We start from the raw sequence: 16,963 nt of genomic DNA on the forward strand, positions 1-16,963 counted from the left end.
CTGAACCCTATCACGCCTGAATCGTATCACGCCTGGGTCAGCGGATACTGTTCCTTCAGCGTCTTCAGCACCTGATCACCGGGCATCGGCGCGCCGAACATGAAGCTCTGCACATATTCGCAGCCCATCTGGCGCAATTCGAGCGCATCGCTTTCATCCGAGATGCCCTCGGCCACGACCGAAAGGCCGAGGTCATGCGCCATGCTGACCATCGATTTGAGCAGCACCGCGCGCTTCGGCGTCGCGTCGTCGACGAAGCTCTTGTCGATCTTGATCGTGTCGAAGGGAAAGCGCGTCAGATAGGCCAGCGATGAATAGCCGGTGCCGAAATCGTCCAGCGACAGGCCGATGCCGAGCTGCTTCAGCTTGGTCAGCACATGGGCACTCTGTTCGGGATTGTCCATCACCAGCGATTCGGTGAGTTCGAGGCGGAAGCAGCGTGGCTTCAGATTGGCTCGCGCGATCACCGAGCGGACGTCGCTGACCAGATCGCGGCGGATGAGCTGGCGGCTGGACAGATTGACCGAAACCGACAACGGCGCATCGCCGATCTGCTTCTGCCACCCCGCGAGGTCTTCGGCTGCCTGCTGCATGGCGAACAGGCCAAGCTGAACGATCAGGCCGCAGCTTTCGGCGACGGGGATGAAATCCGCCGGCGGGATCATGCCGCGGCGCGGATGGTCCCAGCGCAGCAGCGCCTCGAACCCGGCGACGCTGCCGTCCTCCAGCCGCACGATCGGCTGGTAGGCGAGCGTGAATTCGCGCCGGTCGATGGCACGGCGCAGATCGGACTCGAGCTGCAGCCGGTCGGTGCCGACAGTGCGGAAGGCTGGGCGGAACGGCTCGATCCTGTCGCCGCCGAAGCGCTTGGCCTGATGCATGGCAAGCTCGGCGTCCTTGACCATGTCCTCGGCCGAAGTCTGCGCCGAGGTCCAGGTGATCAGCCCGATCGAAGCCGTCAGCACGATCTCGCGCTTGGCGAAGGTGATCGGGTTGTTGATCGCATGCTTGATGGCGTCCGCCACGGCCGCGATACGGGCAGGATCCTGCTCCGACAACAGCATCAGCGCGAACTGGTCGCCGGCAAAGCGCGACAGCGAATCCTTCGGCTTGAGCAGCCGGTGCAGCCGGCGCGCGATGGTAAGCAGGATGGTGTCGCCGGCCGAGATGCCGAGCCCGTCATTGACCTGCTTGAAGCGGTCGATGTCGATGACGAAGACGGTCGGACGCACCTTCTCTTCCGTGCGGGCGATCGAGATGATCGCCTCCAGCCGGTTCATGAACAGCTCGCGGTTCGGCAGGCCGGTCAGATTGTCGTGCACGGCGTCGTGCAGCAGCCGTTCCTCGGATTTCTTCTGCTCTGTCACGTCGACCATCGTGCCGACGCAGCGGATGACCTCGCCATCCGACCCGATCACCGGCCGTGCCCTGAGCGAGAACCAGTGATAGTGCCCGTCGGCGCCGCGCAGGCGGAAATTCTGCGCCACGCGGCCGCGCCGGTGTTCGAGCACCACGTCGAGCGTGGTGCGGAAAGTGTCGCGGTCGTCGGCATGCAGCACCGGCAGCCAGTTGCGGGCAGCGCCGCCGAGGCTGTTGGGCGCGAGGCCAAGCTGGATGCTGACATCCGGCTTGGTGACGACGCGGTCGCGCAGCACGTCCCAGTCCCACACCGTGTCGCCGGATCCGGCGACGGCCAGCGCCTGGCGTTCGAGATCCGAAAACAGGCCTTGGTGCAGCGCGCCGCCGGCAAAGGCGTGCTGCATGACGGTGAAGCCGATCAAGAGGATGATGAGGATCAGGCCGCCGCCCAACGCCGGCTGGGCGATGTCGTTGTCGAGCATGCCGGTGATCGCCATCCACGACCCGCACAGCCACAACAGCACCATGACCCAACTCGGCACCAGCATGATCGCGCGATCGTAGCCGCGTATGCCGAGGAAGATGATCAGGCCGAGCCCGGTCAGCGCGGTGGCGGCAAAGGAAATCCTGGCGATGCCGGCGGCGACCGCCGGATCGACGATGGCGACGCCCGCGATCAGCACCAGCCCCAGTATCCAGACCAGAGCGCCGTAGCTGAAATGGCCGTGCCAGCGGTTGAGGTTGAGATAGGCGAACAGGAACACCACGAAGGTCGCCGCCAGCGCCACCTCCGTTCCCGCCCGCCACATCTGCTCATTGCCTGGCGATATTTCTATGACCTTGTTGAGGAAGCCGAAATCGACGCAGATATAGGCGAGCACCGCCCAGGCGAGCGCCGCCGTCGCCGGAAACATCGAGGTTCCCTTGACGACGAACAGAATGGTCAGGAACAGCGCCAGCAGGCCGGCTATGCCGATGACGATGCCGCGAAACAGCGTGTAGGAATTGACCGAATCCTTGTAGGATTCCGGCTCCCACAGATAGACCTGCGGCAGTTTGGGCGAGGCAAGCTCGGCGATGAAGGTGACCACCGTTCCAGGGTTCAGCGTCACCCGGAACACATCGGCGTCGGGGCTGGTCTGGCGGTCGAGCGCGAAGCCTTCGCTCGGCGTGATCGCGGCTATGCGGGTCGAGCCGAGATCCGGCCAGAAGATGCCGGAATTCACCAGCCGGAAATGCGGCGCGACGATCAGCCGGTCGAGCTGCTGGTCGGTGGTGTTGGCCAGCGCGAACACCGCCCAGTCGCCGGTCGAGCGCGCGTCATTGGCCTCGACCTCGATGCGCCGCACGATGCCGTCAGGCCCGGGCGCGGTCGACACCTGGAAGTTCTCGCCCTGGTTCCGGTAGATTTCGACGGCACCCGAAAGGTCGAGCGCCACATCGTCGCGGGCAATCTTGATCGGTTCGACGGCGAAGGCCGAGGACGCCGCGCCAAGCGTCACGATTGCCGCCAGGACAAAGGCGAACAGCGACCCGATTCGCAGGAAATTCGTCAAAAATCAGTCCTTCGTTCCTGCGCCAGCCGGATCGTCCGCGATCCGGGCGTAGAGGTAGTGGTCCTGCCAGATGCCATTGATCCTGAGGTAGGATCGCAGAAGTCCTTCGCGCCGGAATCCGGCTTTTTCAAGCACGCGGATCGACCGGGCGTTGTCGGGAATACAGGCAGCTTCGATCCGGTGCAACCTAAGCGTATCGAAGGCAAAGCGTGAGACGACCTTGACCGCATCGGTCATCAGGCCACGGCCGCTGTAGCGTTCGCCGATCCAGTAGCCGATATGGCCGCTTTGCGCGACGCCGTGCCGAATGTTGCCGAGCGTGATGCCACCGGCAAGCTTGCCGCTGCCTTTCTCGAAGATGAAGAAGGCGATCGCCGTTCCTTGCGCATAGTCCTCGCGGTAGCGGCCGATACGGTGGCGCCATGCCGTGCGGTCGAGCTCATCGGGGGTCCATCGCGGCTCCCACGGCTCCAGGAAGGCGCGGCTTTCCCCGCGCAGCGCCGTCCATTCGCGATAGTCGTTGGTCAGCGGCACGCGCAGCGTGACCTGGTCGCCCTTCAGCGCCGGCAGGTCACGGCGAAAGAAAGGGAGCGCGAACACGGGCGCCTGGACAGGCTTAGACGGCGAGCTTGCGGGCCGTGGTCTGCGTGCCCGAAAGCGAGTCGAGGATCGCTTCATAGGGCGCGAGCGTGCCCACCGGTCCGACAGCGGTCAGCGTCGGCTTGGTCGAGAATAGCCGTGACGACAGGTCCGTCAGCCGATCGATCGTCAATGCCGACAGCCGCTCCATCAGCTCTTCCTTGGCGATCGGCCGGCCGAACAGCAGCAACTGCCGGGCGATCTGCGAGGCGCGGCTGGCCGGGCTTTCGGCCGACATGATCAGTCCGGCGCGATACTGGGCGCGTGCCCGGTCGAGTTCTTCCTGCAGGATCTTATCGCCGACCTTCTGCAGCTCGTCGATAATGACGGGCACCAGTTCGGCGATATCGCTCTGCCCGGTCGCGGCATGGACACCGAAGATGCCGGTGTCGGAAAAGCCCCAATGGAAGGCATAGACCGAATAGCAAAGGCCGCGCTTTTCGCGGACTTCCTGGAAAAGACGCGACGACATGCCGCCGCCAAGGATCATCGACAGAACCTGCGAGGCGTAGAAGTCGCGCACATGATAGGCGCGGCCTTCGAATCCCAGCACGATCTGGGCGTCCATCAGGTCGCGGTCCTCGCGGAAATCACCGCCGACATACTGCGCATATTGCGGAATGTTACCTTCGGCCTTGGCGCGGAAGCCGCCGAGATGCCTTTCGACCTCGCGCACGAAATTGTCGTGCTTGATGTCGCCGGCGGCCACGACCACCATGCGCTCGGCGGCATATTGCCGTTCAATGAATTTGTGCAACTGCTTCGACGTGAAGGATTTGACGGTTTCCGGCGTGCCGAGGATGGAGCGGCCGATCGTCTGGTGGCGGAAGGCCGTCTCGGTGAAACGGTCGAAGACGATGTCGTCGGGGGTGTCGTGCGCGGCGCCGATCTCCTGCAGGATCACATGCTGCTCGCGTTCCAGCTCCTGCGGGTCGAACTCGGACTCCTGCAGGATGTCGGCGAGGATGTCGACAGCCAACGGCACGTCGTCGCTCAGCACCCTTGCATAGTATGACGTCGTCTCGACGCTGGTGGCGGCATTGATCTCGCCGCCGACATCCTCGATTTCCGAAGCGATCTCGAAAGCGCTTCGCCGCTTGGTTCCCTTGAACGCCATGTGTTCAAGCAGGTGGGCCATTCCGTGCTCTTCGTCACGCTCATTGCGGGCGCCTGATTTGACCCAGGCACCAAGAGCAACTGATTCGAGGCTTGGAAGGGTTTCGGTGGCGACTGTCAGGCCGTTCGACAGACGGCTTACCTCAACACCCATATAGCTGGTACTCCCTAACTTGCCGCCCGCGTGTGGTGGCTAACGTAATCTTCCACCATTTTCAGGTCGGATGGAAGTACCGTGTATTTTTCCTCTGATGTCATCAACCCGCCTAGCCATGCGGGCAGGGCGGGCGACACGCCGCAGGCCTCCTGGACGGCAGCCGGAAACTTTGCCGGATGGGCCGTGCCCAGCACCACCATCGGCACGGCATCGGCGGCGTTCGCAACGGCAACATGCATGGCCGCGGCGGTGTGCGGGTCGAGCAGATAGTTGCTGGCCGCCAGCGTCGAGCGGATCGTGGCGGCGACTTCGTCCATCGTCGAACGGCCGGCGTCGAATTCGGCACGAATCCTGGCGATCTCCGCCGCTTCGATGGTGAAGGCGCCGGACTGTTTGAGGCCGTTCATGTAGCGCCGCACGGTCGAGGCATCGCGGCCGGCCGCCTCGAACAGCAGGCGCTCGAAATTCGACGAAACCTGAATGTCCATCGACGGCGAAGTCGTCGAAAAGACGCCTTTCGTGCGGTATTCGCCGCTCGACAGCGTGCGCGCCAGAATGTCGTTGTCGTTGGTGGCGATGACCAGCCGCTCGATCGGCAGGCCCATCTTCTTGGCGGCGTAGCCGGCGAAGATGTCGCCGAAATTGCCGGTCGGCACCGTGAAGGAGATAGGCCGGTCGGGCGCGCCCAGCGACAGCGCCGACGAGAAATAATAGACGATCTGAGCCATGATGCGGGCCCAGTTGATCGAATTGACGCCGGACAACGACACCCTGTCGCGAAAGCCGTGGTCGTTGAACATGTCCTTCACCAGACCCTGGCAATCGTCGAAATTGCCTTCGATCGCCAGCGCGTGGACGTTTGCCGCGGTGGATGTCGTCATCTGCCGCTGCTGCACCGGCGAGACCTTGCCGTGCGGGAACAGAACGAAGATGTCGGTGCGGGCGCGCCCGGCAAAGGCATCGATGGCAGCCCCGCCAGTGTCGCCTGACGTAGCCCCGACGATTGTTGCGCGCTGGTCGCGTTCGCCAAGCACATGGTCCATCAGCCGGCCGAGAAGCTGCATGGCCACGTCCTTGAAAGCCAGCGTCGGACCATGGAAGAGCTCGAGGACGAATGTGTCCGGACCGGTCTGCGCCAGCGGGCAGACGGCCTCGTGACGGAAGGTCGCATAGGCTTCGCGCACCAGCCGTTCGAACACCGGCATCGCGATCTCGCCGCCCAGAAACGGCGCCAGCACGCGAATGGCGAGATCGGGATAGGCAAGGCCGCGCATGGCGCGGATCTCGGCCGCCGAAAGATGCGGCCATGCGCTGGGCACATAAAGCCCGCCGTCGCGCGCCAGCCCCGCCATCACCGCGTCGGAAAAACCAAGCACGGGCGCTTCCCCGCGGGTACTCACATATTGCATCGTCACACGTCCATTGCTGCCGGGCGGCTCCATCCCCGGCAAAGTGGTTAATTTCTGCGCTGGCTCAGTCGCATTTTTGCCGCGCCGTTGATATACGTCACCGGCTTTGCGAGAGGGAAGAGCAGTTCATGGCGTTTTGTTCGTTCAACGGTCGCCCATTTTATTATCGCCCATTTAACCGTCGCTTTGTCGCGGGTCTGGCGCTCACCGGCTTTATGCTTGCCGCCGCCGGCTGCCAATCGAGCGACAATGGCATCCTTGGCTTCGGCAAGAAGGATACGTCGCCGCCGCCGCCTCCGGACCCCAAGGTTCTCTCCAGCCAATTGCTGGCCTATTGCCCGAAAGTGACGCTGCGCGACGGTACCGCTTTCTTCAACACCTATGCCAAGAGCGGCCCGAAGCCCAAGAAGAAAGCCGAGCCCGCCGCTGATGCAGCACAGACCGACCAGCCGGCACCGGACGGCACCATGGTTGATCCGCGGAAGGATCCGACGAAGATCATCTACCAGGCCTCGATCACCGATGTGACCCGCGATTGCAGCCGCGCCAACGGCCAGTTGTCGATGAGGATCGGGGTCGCCGGCAAGGTCGTGCCGGGGCCGATGTTCAACCCCGGCACCATCACCATGCCGATCCGTATCGCCGTGATGCGTGGTAGCGAGGTGCTTTACTCGCAGCTTCACCAATATCAGGTCCAGGTTACCGATCCTTCGACTGCCACCCAGTTCATCTTCACCGATTCCAGCGTCGTCGTTCCCGAGCCCACCGCGAAGGACTATCAGGCGTTCGCCGGCTATGATGAAGCCGCGCGGAAGAAGAGCGACAAGAAGAAAGTTGCCGCAGCCGAATAGCAGCGGTTGGAACTGCGCCTCCAGCTGGAGGCGTATGCCCTACGCATCGGCCGACCATTCCGACAGGGCGGCGATGACGCTTTTCAGCTCGGCCCAGCGGCGAATGACCGTTTCGGCGCCGGCCTCGGTCAGCGCATCGGCATGGCCGGGATAGCTGTGGCTGGCCCCTGTGAAGCCGATCACGCGCATGCCCGCCGTCCTGGCGCCGGTCACGCCATGCACGGAATCCTCGATGACGAAGGTGTTTTGCGGATCGGCCTTGAGCTTTTCCGCGGCAAAGAGAAACACGTCGGGGGCCGGCTTGGTTTTCCCGGTCGGTGTTTCCATTGCCGAAAAAATCCGGCCGGCGAAGAACGGCAGCAAATGCACCTTCTCCAGCATGAACTCGATCCGCTCCGAGCGTGAATTCGAGCAGATGCAGCGCGGCGCTGTCACCGCCGCGACCGCCTCGCGCACGCCATCGATGGCGCGCACATCGCTGCGCAACCTGCGGTCGACCAGCTCTTCGGCGCGGTCGATCAGCGAGGCCTGGAACGGGATGCGCGACTTCTCCTCGACCCGCATCATGATGTCCTTGAAGGTCAGCCCGGCATAGGTTTCGGCAATCTCCTCGGCCGATATCTCATACCCGGCCGAGGTCAGCAGCTCGGCTTCGATGCGCGCGGCGATGATTTCGGAATCGACGAGCACGCCGTCGCAATCGAAGATGACAAGGTCTGGCTGTGGCATGGCGATCCGGAGGCGGGAGGGCGGGCGTTGGCCCGAGCAACCTCGGGCGGCGCGGGCATACACCAACGGGCCGGCCTGCGCAAATTACCGGGTCCGGATCCTGCGGCCTTCACCGAATATTTACGCTGATCGGTAACCATAACGGGGAGTAAACAGTAACGCGTGCCTTTGGGTGTAACAATGTCTGCCGTGCGTCTCCTCGACGAGCTTTCCCATGCTCCTCACCAATCCGAGTGGCTGGATACGATCCTGAAAGGCGACTGCGTCGCAGCCCTTGACCGGCTGCCCGAAAAATCCATCGACGTCATCTTCGCCGATCCGCCCTACAATCTGCAACTCGACGGCGATCTGCACCGGCCCGACCAGTCCAAGGTCGATGCTGTCGACGATGACTGGGACCAGTTCGAGAGTTTCGAGGCTTACGACGCCTTCACTCGCGCCTGGCTGCTGGCGGCGCGGCGCGTGTTGAAGCCCAATGGCACCATCTGGGTCATCGGCTCCTATCACAACATCTTCCGGGTCGGCGCCAGGATGCAGGATCTTGGCTTCTGGATCCTCAACGATGTCGTCTGGCGCAAGACCAATCCGATGCCGAATTTCCGCGGCCGCCGCTTCCAGAACGCCCATGAGACGATGATCTGGGCCTCGCGCGACCAGAAGGGCAAGGGTTACACCTTCAACTACGAATCGCTCAAGGCGTCGAACGACGACGTCCAGATGCGCTCCGACTGGCTTTTTCCGATCTGCACCGGCGGCGAGCGGCTGAAGAACGACAATGGCGACAAATTGCATCCGACGCAAAAGCCGGAAGCGTTGCTTGCCCGTATCATGATGGCTTCGACGAAGCCAGGCGATATCGTGCTCGATCCCTTCTTCGGGTCCGGCACCACCGGCGCCGTGGCCAAGCGCCTTGGCCGCCATTTCGTCGGCATCGAGCGCGAGCAGGCCTATATCGACGCCGCCAACGAGCGCATCGACGCGGTGCGGCCGCTGGACGGCGCCGATCTGACCGTGCTCACCGGCAAGCGCGCCGAGCCGCGCGTCGCCTTTGTCAGCCTGATCGACACCGGGCTGATGCTGCCGGGCGCCACGCTCTATGACGCCAAGAAGCGCTGGGCCGCCAAGGTGCGCGCCGACGGCACGGTGGCGATCGGCGACAGCGCCGGATCGATCCACAAGATCGGCGCCGAAGTGCAGGGGCTGGACGCCTGCAACGGCTGGACCTTCTGGCATTACGAGCGCAGCGGCGGCCTGACCCCGATCGACGAGCTTCGCCGCATCGCCCGCCTCGGCATGGAGCGGGCAGGGGCCTGACAATAACCGCTATGGCGATCTCGTTGCACATCGTTCCCGAAGGAAGCAGGATCGCGCTTTCTCGACCGAAAAGTGCCGCGAAGCGTTCCGCCAGTCCCGTCGTCGGGTCTTCGTCAAGCGAGTTGCAGACCGAGGTGATGAACCATCGGGTCGAAGTCTCGGTCGTCATGCAGCAGCGCGTGTCCGCCCTGGATGCAGAATGTGCCGATGATCATATCGATTGTTTTGCGGATGGTGATGCCCCGCTGCCGGAGCACGCGGTAGTTTCGGGCAGTTTTGACTGCCGTCGCAGGATCCAGCATCGGCACAATAGCGAACTGTCGAAGGTTCCGCTCAATCAGTTGGGCATGCGTTTCGTTGCGCGCACCTTGTAGCACCTCCAGCAGGATCAAGTCTCCGACCAGAATCTCCTGAGTGTCGTCGAGATGCCTGAGCTTACCTACCGAGACGCTGTTCGTATTGCGGAGATGGGCGATCCAGACGGAACTGTCGACGACGATCATCGACGCTGATCGGGCGAACGACCTTCCCGCATGGTGTCAAGATCGCCGTCCCAGCCAGCGCCAGCAAGTGCGGCGATAGCCATATCTTGCCGGTGCCGGCGTACCAGAGTGCGCAAGGCCGCCTCAATCGTCGCTTTCTTGGTCTTGAGACCGGAGGCGGCCATGGCCTCCGCGATCAGTTTGTCGTCGAGTTCGATGTTGGTTCGCATGTCGATGCTCGATGTGTGTAAATTGGACTAAATATACACATTCCGCTCTTGACCAACAAGCCGTCACGCCGACAGCGTCACGACGAAAGAGGACATCTTCGATATTCCCGCGCAAACTTGAAGCGGGTTATCAATCGGCTTGTCGAAGTGAATCAAATCACACTGTGATCCCCTGCGTCACACTGTGATCCCCTGCGTCACACTGTGATCCCCTGCGTCACACGGTGATCCCCCGGGTTACACCGTGATCCCCAGGCGCTGGAGGTCCGCCTCGAGCGTCCTTGCGTCGGTGAACAACACGGACTGCCAGCCGGCCGCCTTGGCGCCTTCGACATTCTTCGGGCTGTCGTCGATGAACAACGTGGCCGACGGCTCAAGGCCGAACGCGGCGACGTGATGATCGTAGATGCCGCGATCAGGCTTGATCAGGCCGATCTCTCCCGAAATGGTCACGCCGCGCGGACGGTTGAGGAAATCGAAACGCTGCCGGGCTTCGGCGAGCGTGTCGGAGGCGAAGTTGGTCAGCATGGTGACGTCGTGGCCGCTGTCGATCAGCTTCTCCATGATCTCAACGCTGTCCTCATAGGCATGCGGCACCATCTCGTGCCAGTGGCGGCGGAAACCGCGTATGTTTTCGGCATGGTCGGGATATTCGGCGATCAGCAGCGCCTCGGCTTCTTCCCAAGTCCGTCCACGATCCTGCTCGATGTTCCAGTCATGCGTGCAGACATTGTCGAAAAACCACTTTCTCTCCTCGGCGTCCGGAATGAGACGGCTGAACGGCAAGTTCGGATCGTAGTGGATCAGCACTCTGCCGATGTCGAAAACGATGTGGCGGATTTCGGTCATTCTATCCTCAATGCAATTCAGTGCGGGTGCTGCTTTTGGTGCATGTCGCCCAGAAGTGTGCAGCGGTTTTGGGAACACGACATGCACAAAACAAACAATCCAAGCGCGTTGCGGTACGATCAAGTCACACGCGACGCGCTTTGGTCGCGCCCGGTATCGCCGCTTCGATTACCTTTTTCATGACAGTGGGTAAGGCTTCCCCGGAAATTTCATGGGCCAGCGACCAGAAATGTCCCGCCGGAGCGGCGACCTCGGTCACCGTTTTAAACACGTCGAGTTCGAGCGCGAAGTGGGTGAAGACGTGGCCAATCCGCCCGGCAGGCCGCCAGTCGCCGGGGAAGGGGGCTGTCGCTTCCGTGGTGGCGCCGTCGATCCGCGCGGTCCAGCCCGTCGTCGGCACCTCGGTCATGCCTCCGAGCAGGCCTTTGTCCGCACGCTTGCGCAAAAGAATGGCGCCGTCGCCCCGCACGGCAACGAAGGCCGCCCCGCGCCGCAATGGTTTCTCGCCCTTCGGCAGACGAACCGGGAAGCGTTCGGGGTCGCCTGAAACAGTCGCGCTGCAATCCTCGCGCAGCGGGCAGAGCATGCAACGCGGCCGGCGCGGCGTGCAGATCGTCGCGCCCAGATCCATCATCGCCTGGGCGAAGTCGCCCGGCCTTTGGGCTGGAACCATGCGCTCGACATGAGCGCGTATCTCGGTTTTGGCCTCGCTCAGCGGCGTTGCGATCGAAAACAATCGCGAAACAACCCGTTCGACATTGCCGTCGACGACCGCGGCGGGATGGTCGAAGGCGATCGCCACGATCGCCGCCGCTGTATAGGCGCCGATGCCGGGCAGCTCTTTCAAACCTGCTTCCGTGTCCGGAAACCGGCCGCCTTGCCGTGCGACGAGATCGGCGCAGGCCTTGAGATTGCGTGCGCGCGAATAATAGCCGAGCCCGGCCCAGGCCTTCATCACATCTTCGGTCGATGCCGCGGCGAGCGCCTCGACATCAGGCCATTTGCCGACAAAGGTTCGGAAATAGGATTTGACCGCTTCAACCGTGGTCTGCTGCAGCATGACCTCGGAAAGCCAGACGCGGTAGGGATCGGGACGCGCGCCGCGCGCGAATTCGCGCGGCGCAATACGCCACGGCAAGTCGCGGTGATGCGCGTCGTACCAGCCAAGCAGGCGGGACGCGATCTGGCCGCTATCCCCGGATCCAGCTTTGCTGGTATTTGCCTTGCGGGTCTGGTCGTGCAGTGTCATTGATCGAGGACTGGCCTAACCGCTGCTTGGTGAAGGTTGTGACTGGAGAACGCACATGGCAGGGAAAAGGCCCTTCGGCAATCCCGTTCCGGTGAGCGATCTTGCCACTGAGATACTCGATCCGGTGCTGCGCAAGCGGGCCGGCATGTCGATCGGGCTCGTCCAGTCTTGGGAAGAAATTGCCGGGCCAAGACTCGCCGGCCGCTCGCGCCCTGAAAAGATCCAGTGGCCGCGCCGCATGCATGAAGACGATCCGTTCGAGCCGGCGGTGCTGGTCATCGCTTGCGAAGGCATGGCCGCGCTCCATCTCCAGCACGAGACCGGCGAGATCATCAACCGGGTCAATGCGTTCCTTGGCTTCAACGCCGTTGGCCGGATCAGGATCGTGCAGAAGCCGGTTCTGTCGCAAAAGCTCCGCCCGAAACCAGCCGCCAGACCGCTCAATGATGCAGAAAAATCAAAGCTTTCCCGAACAGTCGGCAAGATCGAGGACGATGGCTTGCGCGCCTCGCTGGAGCGGCTCGGCGCAACTATTCTGGGCCAAAGAAAGCCATAGGATTGTCGCCAATCTCGCGTATTCGTGATCGCGCCCTAAAAGTTTGGCGATTGGAATGGGGACGGCGATGCCTTAATTCGCGCCAACTCTCGCCTTTTCTAGCCTTAGCATTGCAAAATCCAACCCATATGAGGTGATTCGTATGAACCGTCCCCCGTTTCGCAAAAGCCTGTCTCGCAGAAACCTCCTGTCTTCGCTGGCCGCCGTTCCAGCAGTGGTTCTGCTCGCCGCATGCAGCGACTCGGGCGAGAAAGCCGAGGCGGAGGTTGTGAAGCCCGCGGCTCCCGCCGATCCTGCGAAGCCGGCCACTCCCGCTGCCGTGCAGGCGCCTGAAGCTCAGGGCACGGTGGATATGGCGGCATTGCTGAAGCCGGGTGCGCTGCCCGAGAAGCAGCTCGGCAAGGACGACGCGAAGGTCACCATCGTCGAATATGCCTCGATGACCTGCCCGCATTGCGCGAATTTCGCCGAGACGACCTTTCCGGAACTGAAGACGAAATATATCGATACCGGCAAGGCCCGCTTTATCCTGCGCGAATTTCCGTTCGACCCCAGCGCCGAGGCCGGTTTCATGTTGGCGCGCTGCGCCAAGGACAATTATTTCCCGATGGTGGACGTATTGTTCAAGCAGCAGGCGAGCTGGGTGGGCGGGAACAATACCAAGGACGCGCTGCTGCAAATCTCCAAGCTCGCCGGTTTTACACAGGAGTCCTTCGAAGCCTGCTTGACGGACCAGAAACTTCTGGACGATGTGAGGTCGGTCCAGAAACGCGGCGCCGATGAATTCAAGGTCGACTCGACGCCGACCTTCTTTATCAACGGAAAGACCTACAGAGGGGCGATGTCGATTGAGGAAATGTCGGCCATCATCGACCCTCTGCTTTGACGCTCCGGCAGCGCCGAAGCGACCGCGCTTCGGCGTGCGTGCCACTTTGTCTCTTGTGGGGCGGCGCGAATGAAGTTCTCGCGCCTTCGCCTGCTCGGTTTCAAATCCTTCGTCGAACCCGGTGAGTTCGTCATCGAACGCGGCCTGACGGGCATCGTCGGGCCGAACGGCTGCGGCAAGTCGAACCTTGTCGAGGCGCTGCGCTGGGTGATGGGCGAAAGCTCCTACAAGAACATGCGTGCCTCCGGCATGGACGACGTGATCTTTTCCGGTTCGGGAACGCGTCCGGCCCGCAACACCGCCGAAGTCACGCTCTTCCTCGACAATACCGACCGCAGCGCGCCCGCCGCCTTCAACGACGCCGACGAGTTGCAGGTTTCACGTCGCATCGAGCGCGAGGCGGGTTCGCTCTACCGCATCAACGGCAAGGAAGCCCGCGCCAAGGACGTGCAGCTGCTGTTCGCCGACCAGTCGACCGGCGCGCGCTCGCCCTCAATGGTCGGACAGGGCCGCATCGGCGAACTGATCCAGGCCAAGCCGCAGGCACGCCGCGCGCTGCTCGAAGAGGCGGCCGGCATTTCCGGCCTGCACACGCGCCGCCATGAGGCCGAGCTGCGCCTCAAGGCAGCCGAACAGAATCTGGAGCGGCTGGACGATGTCGTCGGCGAGCTCGAAAGCCAGATCGAAAGCCTGAAGCGCCAGGCCCGCCAGGCCTCGCGCTTCAAGAACCTGTCGGCCGATATCCGCAAGGCCGAGGCGACGCTGCTGCATCTGCGCTGGATGCTGGCCAAGACGCAGGAAGGCGAGGCGCGCTCGGCGCTGGCGGTTGCCACGGCACTGGTCGGCGACCGCGCCTCCGCTCAGATGGCAGCCGCCAAGGAGCAAGGGATCGGGGCGCACAGGCTGCCGGACCTGCGCGACGCGGAAGCCGCCGCCGCCGCCGCCTTCCAGCGCCTGTCGATCGCCAAGGCGCAGATCGAAGAGGAAGCGGGCCGCATCCGCGCCCGCCAGGCCGAACTTGACCGCCGGCTCCAGCAGCTCGACGGCGACATCGCCCGCGAGGAGCGGATGGTGCGCGACAACGCCGACATTCTCGAGCGCCTTCGAACGGAAGAAGCCGAGCTGAATTCCGAAAATGGAGGTGCTGCCGAGCGCGAGGCCACCACCCGCGCGGCTTTCGAACAGGCTGCCGCGACGCTTGCCGCGAGCGAAGCGAGGCTCGCCGCACTGACCGCCGAACGGGCCGAGGCCGCCGCCTCGCGCAACCAGATCGAGCGCACGCTGCGCGACACCGCGGAACGCCGCGACCGCTTCGCCCGCCAGCTTTCCGATGTCGACCGGGAACTGTCCGACATCATATCAAGGGTTGCCGGCCTGCCCGATCCAGCCGAAAAGCGCCTTCTGGTCGAGGACGCCATGGCGCTGCTCGACGAAACCGAGGCCGCCGCGATCGCTGCCGAACAGGCGGTCGCCGAGGCGCGCGGGGCCGAAAGCGCCGCCCGCCCGCCGGTCCAGGACGCCAAGTCCGAACTGGCGCGGATTGAGACCGAGGCGCGCACGCTGGCCAAGATCCTGAATGCCGCCAGCGGCGATCTCTTCCCCTCCGTGCTGGAGCAGATCAGCGTCGAGCGTGGCTATGAGACCGCGCTTGGCGCCGCCCTCGGCGAAGACCTTGACGTGCCGCTCGATCGCAGCGCGCCAGTGCATTGGGGCGAAAGCGAAATCCAGCCCGGCGATGCGGTCCTGCCCGAAGGCATCAGGAGTCTTGCCAGCGTTGTGCGCGCGCCGGCGCAACTCGCCCGCCGGCTGGCGCAGGTCGGCATCGTCGGGGCCGGCGACGGACGGCGGCTGCAGGCGCAGCTCGCGCCCGGCCAGCGGCTGGTCAGTCGCGAAGGCGCGCTCTGGCGCTGGGACGGCTTCACCGCCAGCGCCGATGCGCCGACCGCGGCAGCACAACGGCTGGCGCAGAAGAACCGGCTGGCCGAGCTCGATGCCGAAGCCGTGCAAGCCACGCTCGTCCTGCGCGAGGCCGAAGCGGCGCTTGCCCAAGCCGAACAGGCGCTTGCGCGAAGCAGCGAGGCCGAACGCAATGCCAGGCAGGCCGGGCGTGATGCTCAGCACAGGCTCGACGCCGCGCGCAACGTGCTGGCCGAGGCCGAGAAGGCCGGCGGCGAGCTGTCGAGCCGGCGCGCCGCATTGGACGAGGCGCGCGCCCGTATCGTCGACAGCCACGAGGAGACGGCGGCGGCTTTCGTCGAGGCGGAAATGCTGCTGCAAAGCGCGCCCGATCTCGGCGATCTGCGGCTGCAGCTCGAACAGTCCTCGGCCAATGTCGCCCGCGACCGCGCCGCTCTTGCCGATGCGCGCGCCGTTCATGAGGGTCTGAGGCGGGAAGCCGAGGCACGTATGCGCCGGCTCGAGGCCATCGGCGCGGAACGCCGCAACTGGCTGGAGCGCGCCGAGAACGCATCGACGCAGATCGCAGCACTTGGCGAACGCAAGGCCGAGGCCGAGGCCGAGCGCGAACGGCTGGCCGACGCCCCCGACGAGATCGACGCCAAGCGGCGCGCTCTCCTCTCGCACCTTGCCGAGGCCGAAAGCCTGCGCCAGGCGGCGAGCGACCGCCTGCAGGAAGCGGAGAACCGGCAGTCCGAGCTGGACAAGGCCGCGACATCGGCCATCCAGTCGCTGGCCGAAGCGCGTGAATCGCGCGTCCGCGCCGAAGAGCGGCTGACGGCCGCCGACGAAAGGCGGTTGGAGGTCGAGGCGCGCATCCAGGAAACGCTGAACACGCCACCGCACCTGGTCATCCGCCATACCGGACTGGAGGCCGACAGCCCGATGCCCGAAATGGCCGAGATCGAGCGCCAGCTCGACCGGTTGAAGATCGAGCGCGAGAGGCTCGGCGCCGTCAATCTGCGCGCCGAGGAGGAGCAGAAGGAATTGTCCGACCGGCTGGAGACCATCGTTACCGAGCGCGAGGACATCATCGAGGCCATCCGCAAGCTCAGGCAGGCGATCCAGAGCCTGAACCGTGAAGGCCGCGAAAGGCTGCTCGCCGCCTTCGATGTGGTCAACAGCCATTTCCAGCGGCTGTTTTCGCATCTGTTTGGCGGCGGCACCGCGGAACTGCAACTGATCGAATCCGACGACCCGCTCGAGGCCGGTCTCGAGATCCTTGCCCGCCCGCCCGGCAAGAAGCCGCAGACCATGACGCTGCTGTCCGGCGGCGAGCAGGCGCTGACGGCGATGTCGCTGATCTTTGCCGTGTTCCTGACCAATCCGGCGCCGATCTGCGTGCTCGACGAGGTCGATGCGCCGCTCGACGACCACAATGTCGAGCGTTTCTGCAACCTCATGGACGAAATGGCAGCCACCACCGATACGCGCTTCGTCATCATCACGCACAATCCGATCACCATGGCGCGCATGAACCGGCTGTTCGGGGTGACCATGGCCGAGCAAGGCGTCAGCCAGCTCGTGTCGGTCGACCTGCAGGCAGCCGAGGCCATGCGCGAGGCGAGCTGAACTTGCCGGTGGCCTCAATTTCGGCTTTCAACTATAGCACCAACTGAAAACGA

General features: G+C 63.8%; 14 protein-coding genes. 5 read left to right on the forward strand and 9 right to left on the reverse strand.

What is annotated here, in order from left to right; translation table 11 throughout:
- Positions 1 to 26: 26 nt before the first annotated feature.
- From MESS4_RS12235 to thrC, 4 genes are read right to left on the reverse strand one after another with little or no spacing between them, the layout of a single operon-like run.
- Positions 27 to 2,915, reverse strand: a complete 2,889-nt coding sequence (locus tag MESS4_RS12235; RefSeq protein WP_006330648.1) for an EAL domain-containing protein — start codon at positions 2,913 to 2,915, stop codon at positions 27 to 29.
- A 3-nt stretch (positions 2,916 to 2,918) separates the two neighbouring features.
- A complete protein-coding gene (locus MESS4_RS12240; RefSeq protein WP_006330649.1) occupies positions 2,919 to 3,515 on the reverse strand; it encodes a GNAT family protein in 597 nt (198 codons plus the stop codon).
- Positions 3,516 to 3,531: 16 nt separating this feature from the next.
- A complete protein-coding gene (locus MESS4_RS12245; protein WP_006330650.1) occupies positions 3,532 to 4,824 on the reverse strand; it encodes a pitrilysin family protein in 1,293 nt (430 codons plus the stop codon).
- A 14-nt stretch (positions 4,825 to 4,838) separates the two neighbouring features.
- A complete protein-coding gene (gene thrC, locus MESS4_RS12250) occupies positions 4,839 to 6,236 on the reverse strand; it encodes a threonine synthase (RefSeq protein WP_006330651.1) in 1,398 nt (465 codons plus the stop codon).
- Between the two features lie 128 nt (positions 6,237 to 6,364).
- Here thrC and MESS4_RS12255 point away from each other — a divergent pair, with 128 nt between their 5' ends.
- The gene (locus tag MESS4_RS12255; protein ID WP_006330652.1) at positions 6,365 to 7,087 is read left to right on the forward strand and encodes a hypothetical protein; all 723 of its coding nucleotides are present in this window, start codon (positions 6,365 to 6,367) and stop codon (positions 7,085 to 7,087) included.
- Positions 7,088 to 7,126: 39 nt separating this feature from the next.
- On the opposite strand, the gene MESS4_RS12260 is transcribed toward MESS4_RS12255, so the two are convergent.
- Entirely contained in the window at positions 7,127 to 7,816 is a 690-nt protein-coding gene (locus MESS4_RS12260; RefSeq protein ID WP_006330653.1) for an HAD family phosphatase, read from the reverse strand.
- A 180-nt stretch (positions 7,817 to 7,996) separates the two neighbouring features.
- Here MESS4_RS12260 and MESS4_RS12265 point away from each other — a divergent pair, with 180 nt between their 5' ends.
- Entirely contained in the window at positions 7,997 to 9,130 is a 1,134-nt protein-coding gene (locus tag MESS4_RS12265; RefSeq protein ID WP_006330654.1) for a site-specific DNA-methyltransferase, read from the forward strand.
- Between the two features lie 113 nt (positions 9,131 to 9,243).
- Here the strand turns inward: MESS4_RS12265 and MESS4_RS12270 are convergent, their stop codons facing one another.
- From MESS4_RS12270 to mutY, 4 genes are all read right to left on the reverse strand, one after another.
- Positions 9,244 to 9,633, reverse strand: coding sequence for a PIN domain nuclease (locus MESS4_RS12270; protein ID WP_006330655.1), 390 nt, complete (start codon positions 9,631 to 9,633; stop codon positions 9,244 to 9,246).
- On the reverse strand, positions 9,630 to 9,842 hold the full coding sequence (locus tag MESS4_RS12275; RefSeq protein ID WP_006330656.1) for a type II toxin-antitoxin system VapB family antitoxin: 213 nt from the start codon (positions 9,840 to 9,842) through the stop codon (positions 9,630 to 9,632). Before MESS4_RS12275 ends, MESS4_RS12270 begins: the two co-directional genes overlap by 4 nt.
- Before the next feature lie 237 nt (positions 9,843 to 10,079).
- Entirely contained in the window at positions 10,080 to 10,691 is a 612-nt protein-coding gene (locus tag MESS4_RS12280) for an HAD family phosphatase (RefSeq protein ID WP_006330657.1), read from the reverse strand.
- 124 nt (positions 10,692 to 10,815) lie between these two features.
- Positions 10,816 to 11,940 carry an A/G-specific adenine glycosylase gene (gene mutY, locus MESS4_RS12285; protein ID WP_006330658.1) on the reverse strand — a complete coding sequence of 375 codons (1,125 nt, stop codon included), beginning with the start codon at positions 11,938 to 11,940 and terminating at the stop codon, positions 10,816 to 10,818.
- A 55-nt stretch (positions 11,941 to 11,995) separates the two neighbouring features.
- On the opposite strand from mutY, the gene MESS4_RS12290 reads away from it, so the two are divergent.
- The 3 genes from MESS4_RS12290 to smc all read left to right on the forward strand — a co-directional run bounded on the left by MESS4_RS12290 (position 11,996) and on the right by smc (position 16,910).
- Complete coding sequence (locus tag MESS4_RS12290; protein WP_006330662.1) at positions 11,996 to 12,496, forward strand: DUF721 domain-containing protein; 501 nt, start codon at positions 11,996 to 11,998, stop codon at positions 12,494 to 12,496.
- A 142-nt stretch (positions 12,497 to 12,638) separates the two neighbouring features.
- Positions 12,639 to 13,382: a DsbA family protein gene (locus MESS4_RS12295; protein ID WP_006330664.1), complete on the forward strand. Its 744-nt coding sequence runs from the start codon at positions 12,639 to 12,641 to the stop codon at positions 13,380 to 13,382.
- 69 nt (positions 13,383 to 13,451) lie between these two features.
- Positions 13,452 to 16,910 carry a chromosome segregation protein SMC gene (gene smc / locus MESS4_RS12300; RefSeq protein ID WP_006330665.1) on the forward strand — a complete coding sequence of 1,153 codons (3,459 nt, stop codon included), beginning with the start codon at positions 13,452 to 13,454 and terminating at the stop codon, positions 16,908 to 16,910.
- Positions 16,911 to 16,963: the final 53 nt, after the last annotated feature.

Origin of the sequence: Mesorhizobium sp. STM 4661 (genome assembly GCF_000359125.1) — a bacterium.
Classification (GTDB): Bacteria; Pseudomonadota; Alphaproteobacteria; order Rhizobiales; family Rhizobiaceae; genus Mesorhizobium.

Excerpts from the sequence above, each read along its gene's own strand:
- MESS4_RS12270 (WP_006330655.1), bottom strand. The coding sequence starts at position 9,633 with ATGATCGTCGTCGACAGTTCCGTCTGGATCGCCCATCTCCGCAATACG.
- MESS4_RS12280 (WP_006330657.1), bottom strand. The coding sequence starts at position 10,691 with ATGACCGAAATCCGCCACATCGTTTTCGACATCGGCAGAGTGCTGATC.
- smc (WP_006330665.1), top strand. The coding sequence starts at position 13,452 with ATGAAGTTCTCGCGCCTTCGCCTGCTCGGTTTCAAATCCTTCGTCGAA.
- MESS4_RS12295 (WP_006330664.1), top strand. The coding sequence starts at position 12,639 with ATGAACCGTCCCCCGTTTCGCAAAAGCCTGTCTCGCAGAAACCTCCTG.
- MESS4_RS12290 (WP_006330662.1), top strand. The coding sequence starts at position 11,996 with ATGGCAGGGAAAAGGCCCTTCGGCAATCCCGTTCCGGTGAGCGATCTT.
- thrC (WP_006330651.1), bottom strand. The coding sequence starts at position 6,236 with ATGCAATATGTGAGTACCCGCGGGGAAGCGCCCGTGCTTGGTTTTTCC.
- MESS4_RS12245 (WP_006330650.1), bottom strand. The coding sequence starts at position 4,824 with ATGGGTGTTGAGGTAAGCCGTCTGTCGAACGGCCTGACAGTCGCCACC.
- MESS4_RS12255 (WP_006330652.1), top strand. The coding sequence starts at position 6,365 with ATGGCGTTTTGTTCGTTCAACGGTCGCCCATTTTATTATCGCCCATTT.
- mutY (WP_006330658.1), bottom strand. The coding sequence starts at position 11,940 with ATGACACTGCACGACCAGACCCGCAAGGCAAATACCAGCAAAGCTGGA.
- MESS4_RS12260 (WP_006330653.1), bottom strand. The coding sequence starts at position 7,816 with ATGCCACAGCCAGACCTTGTCATCTTCGATTGCGACGGCGTGCTCGTC.
- MESS4_RS12275 (WP_006330656.1), bottom strand. The coding sequence starts at position 9,842 with ATGCGAACCAACATCGAACTCGACGACAAACTGATCGCGGAGGCCATG.
- MESS4_RS12265 (WP_006330654.1), top strand. The coding sequence starts at position 7,997 with ATGTCTGCCGTGCGTCTCCTCGACGAGCTTTCCCATGCTCCTCACCAA.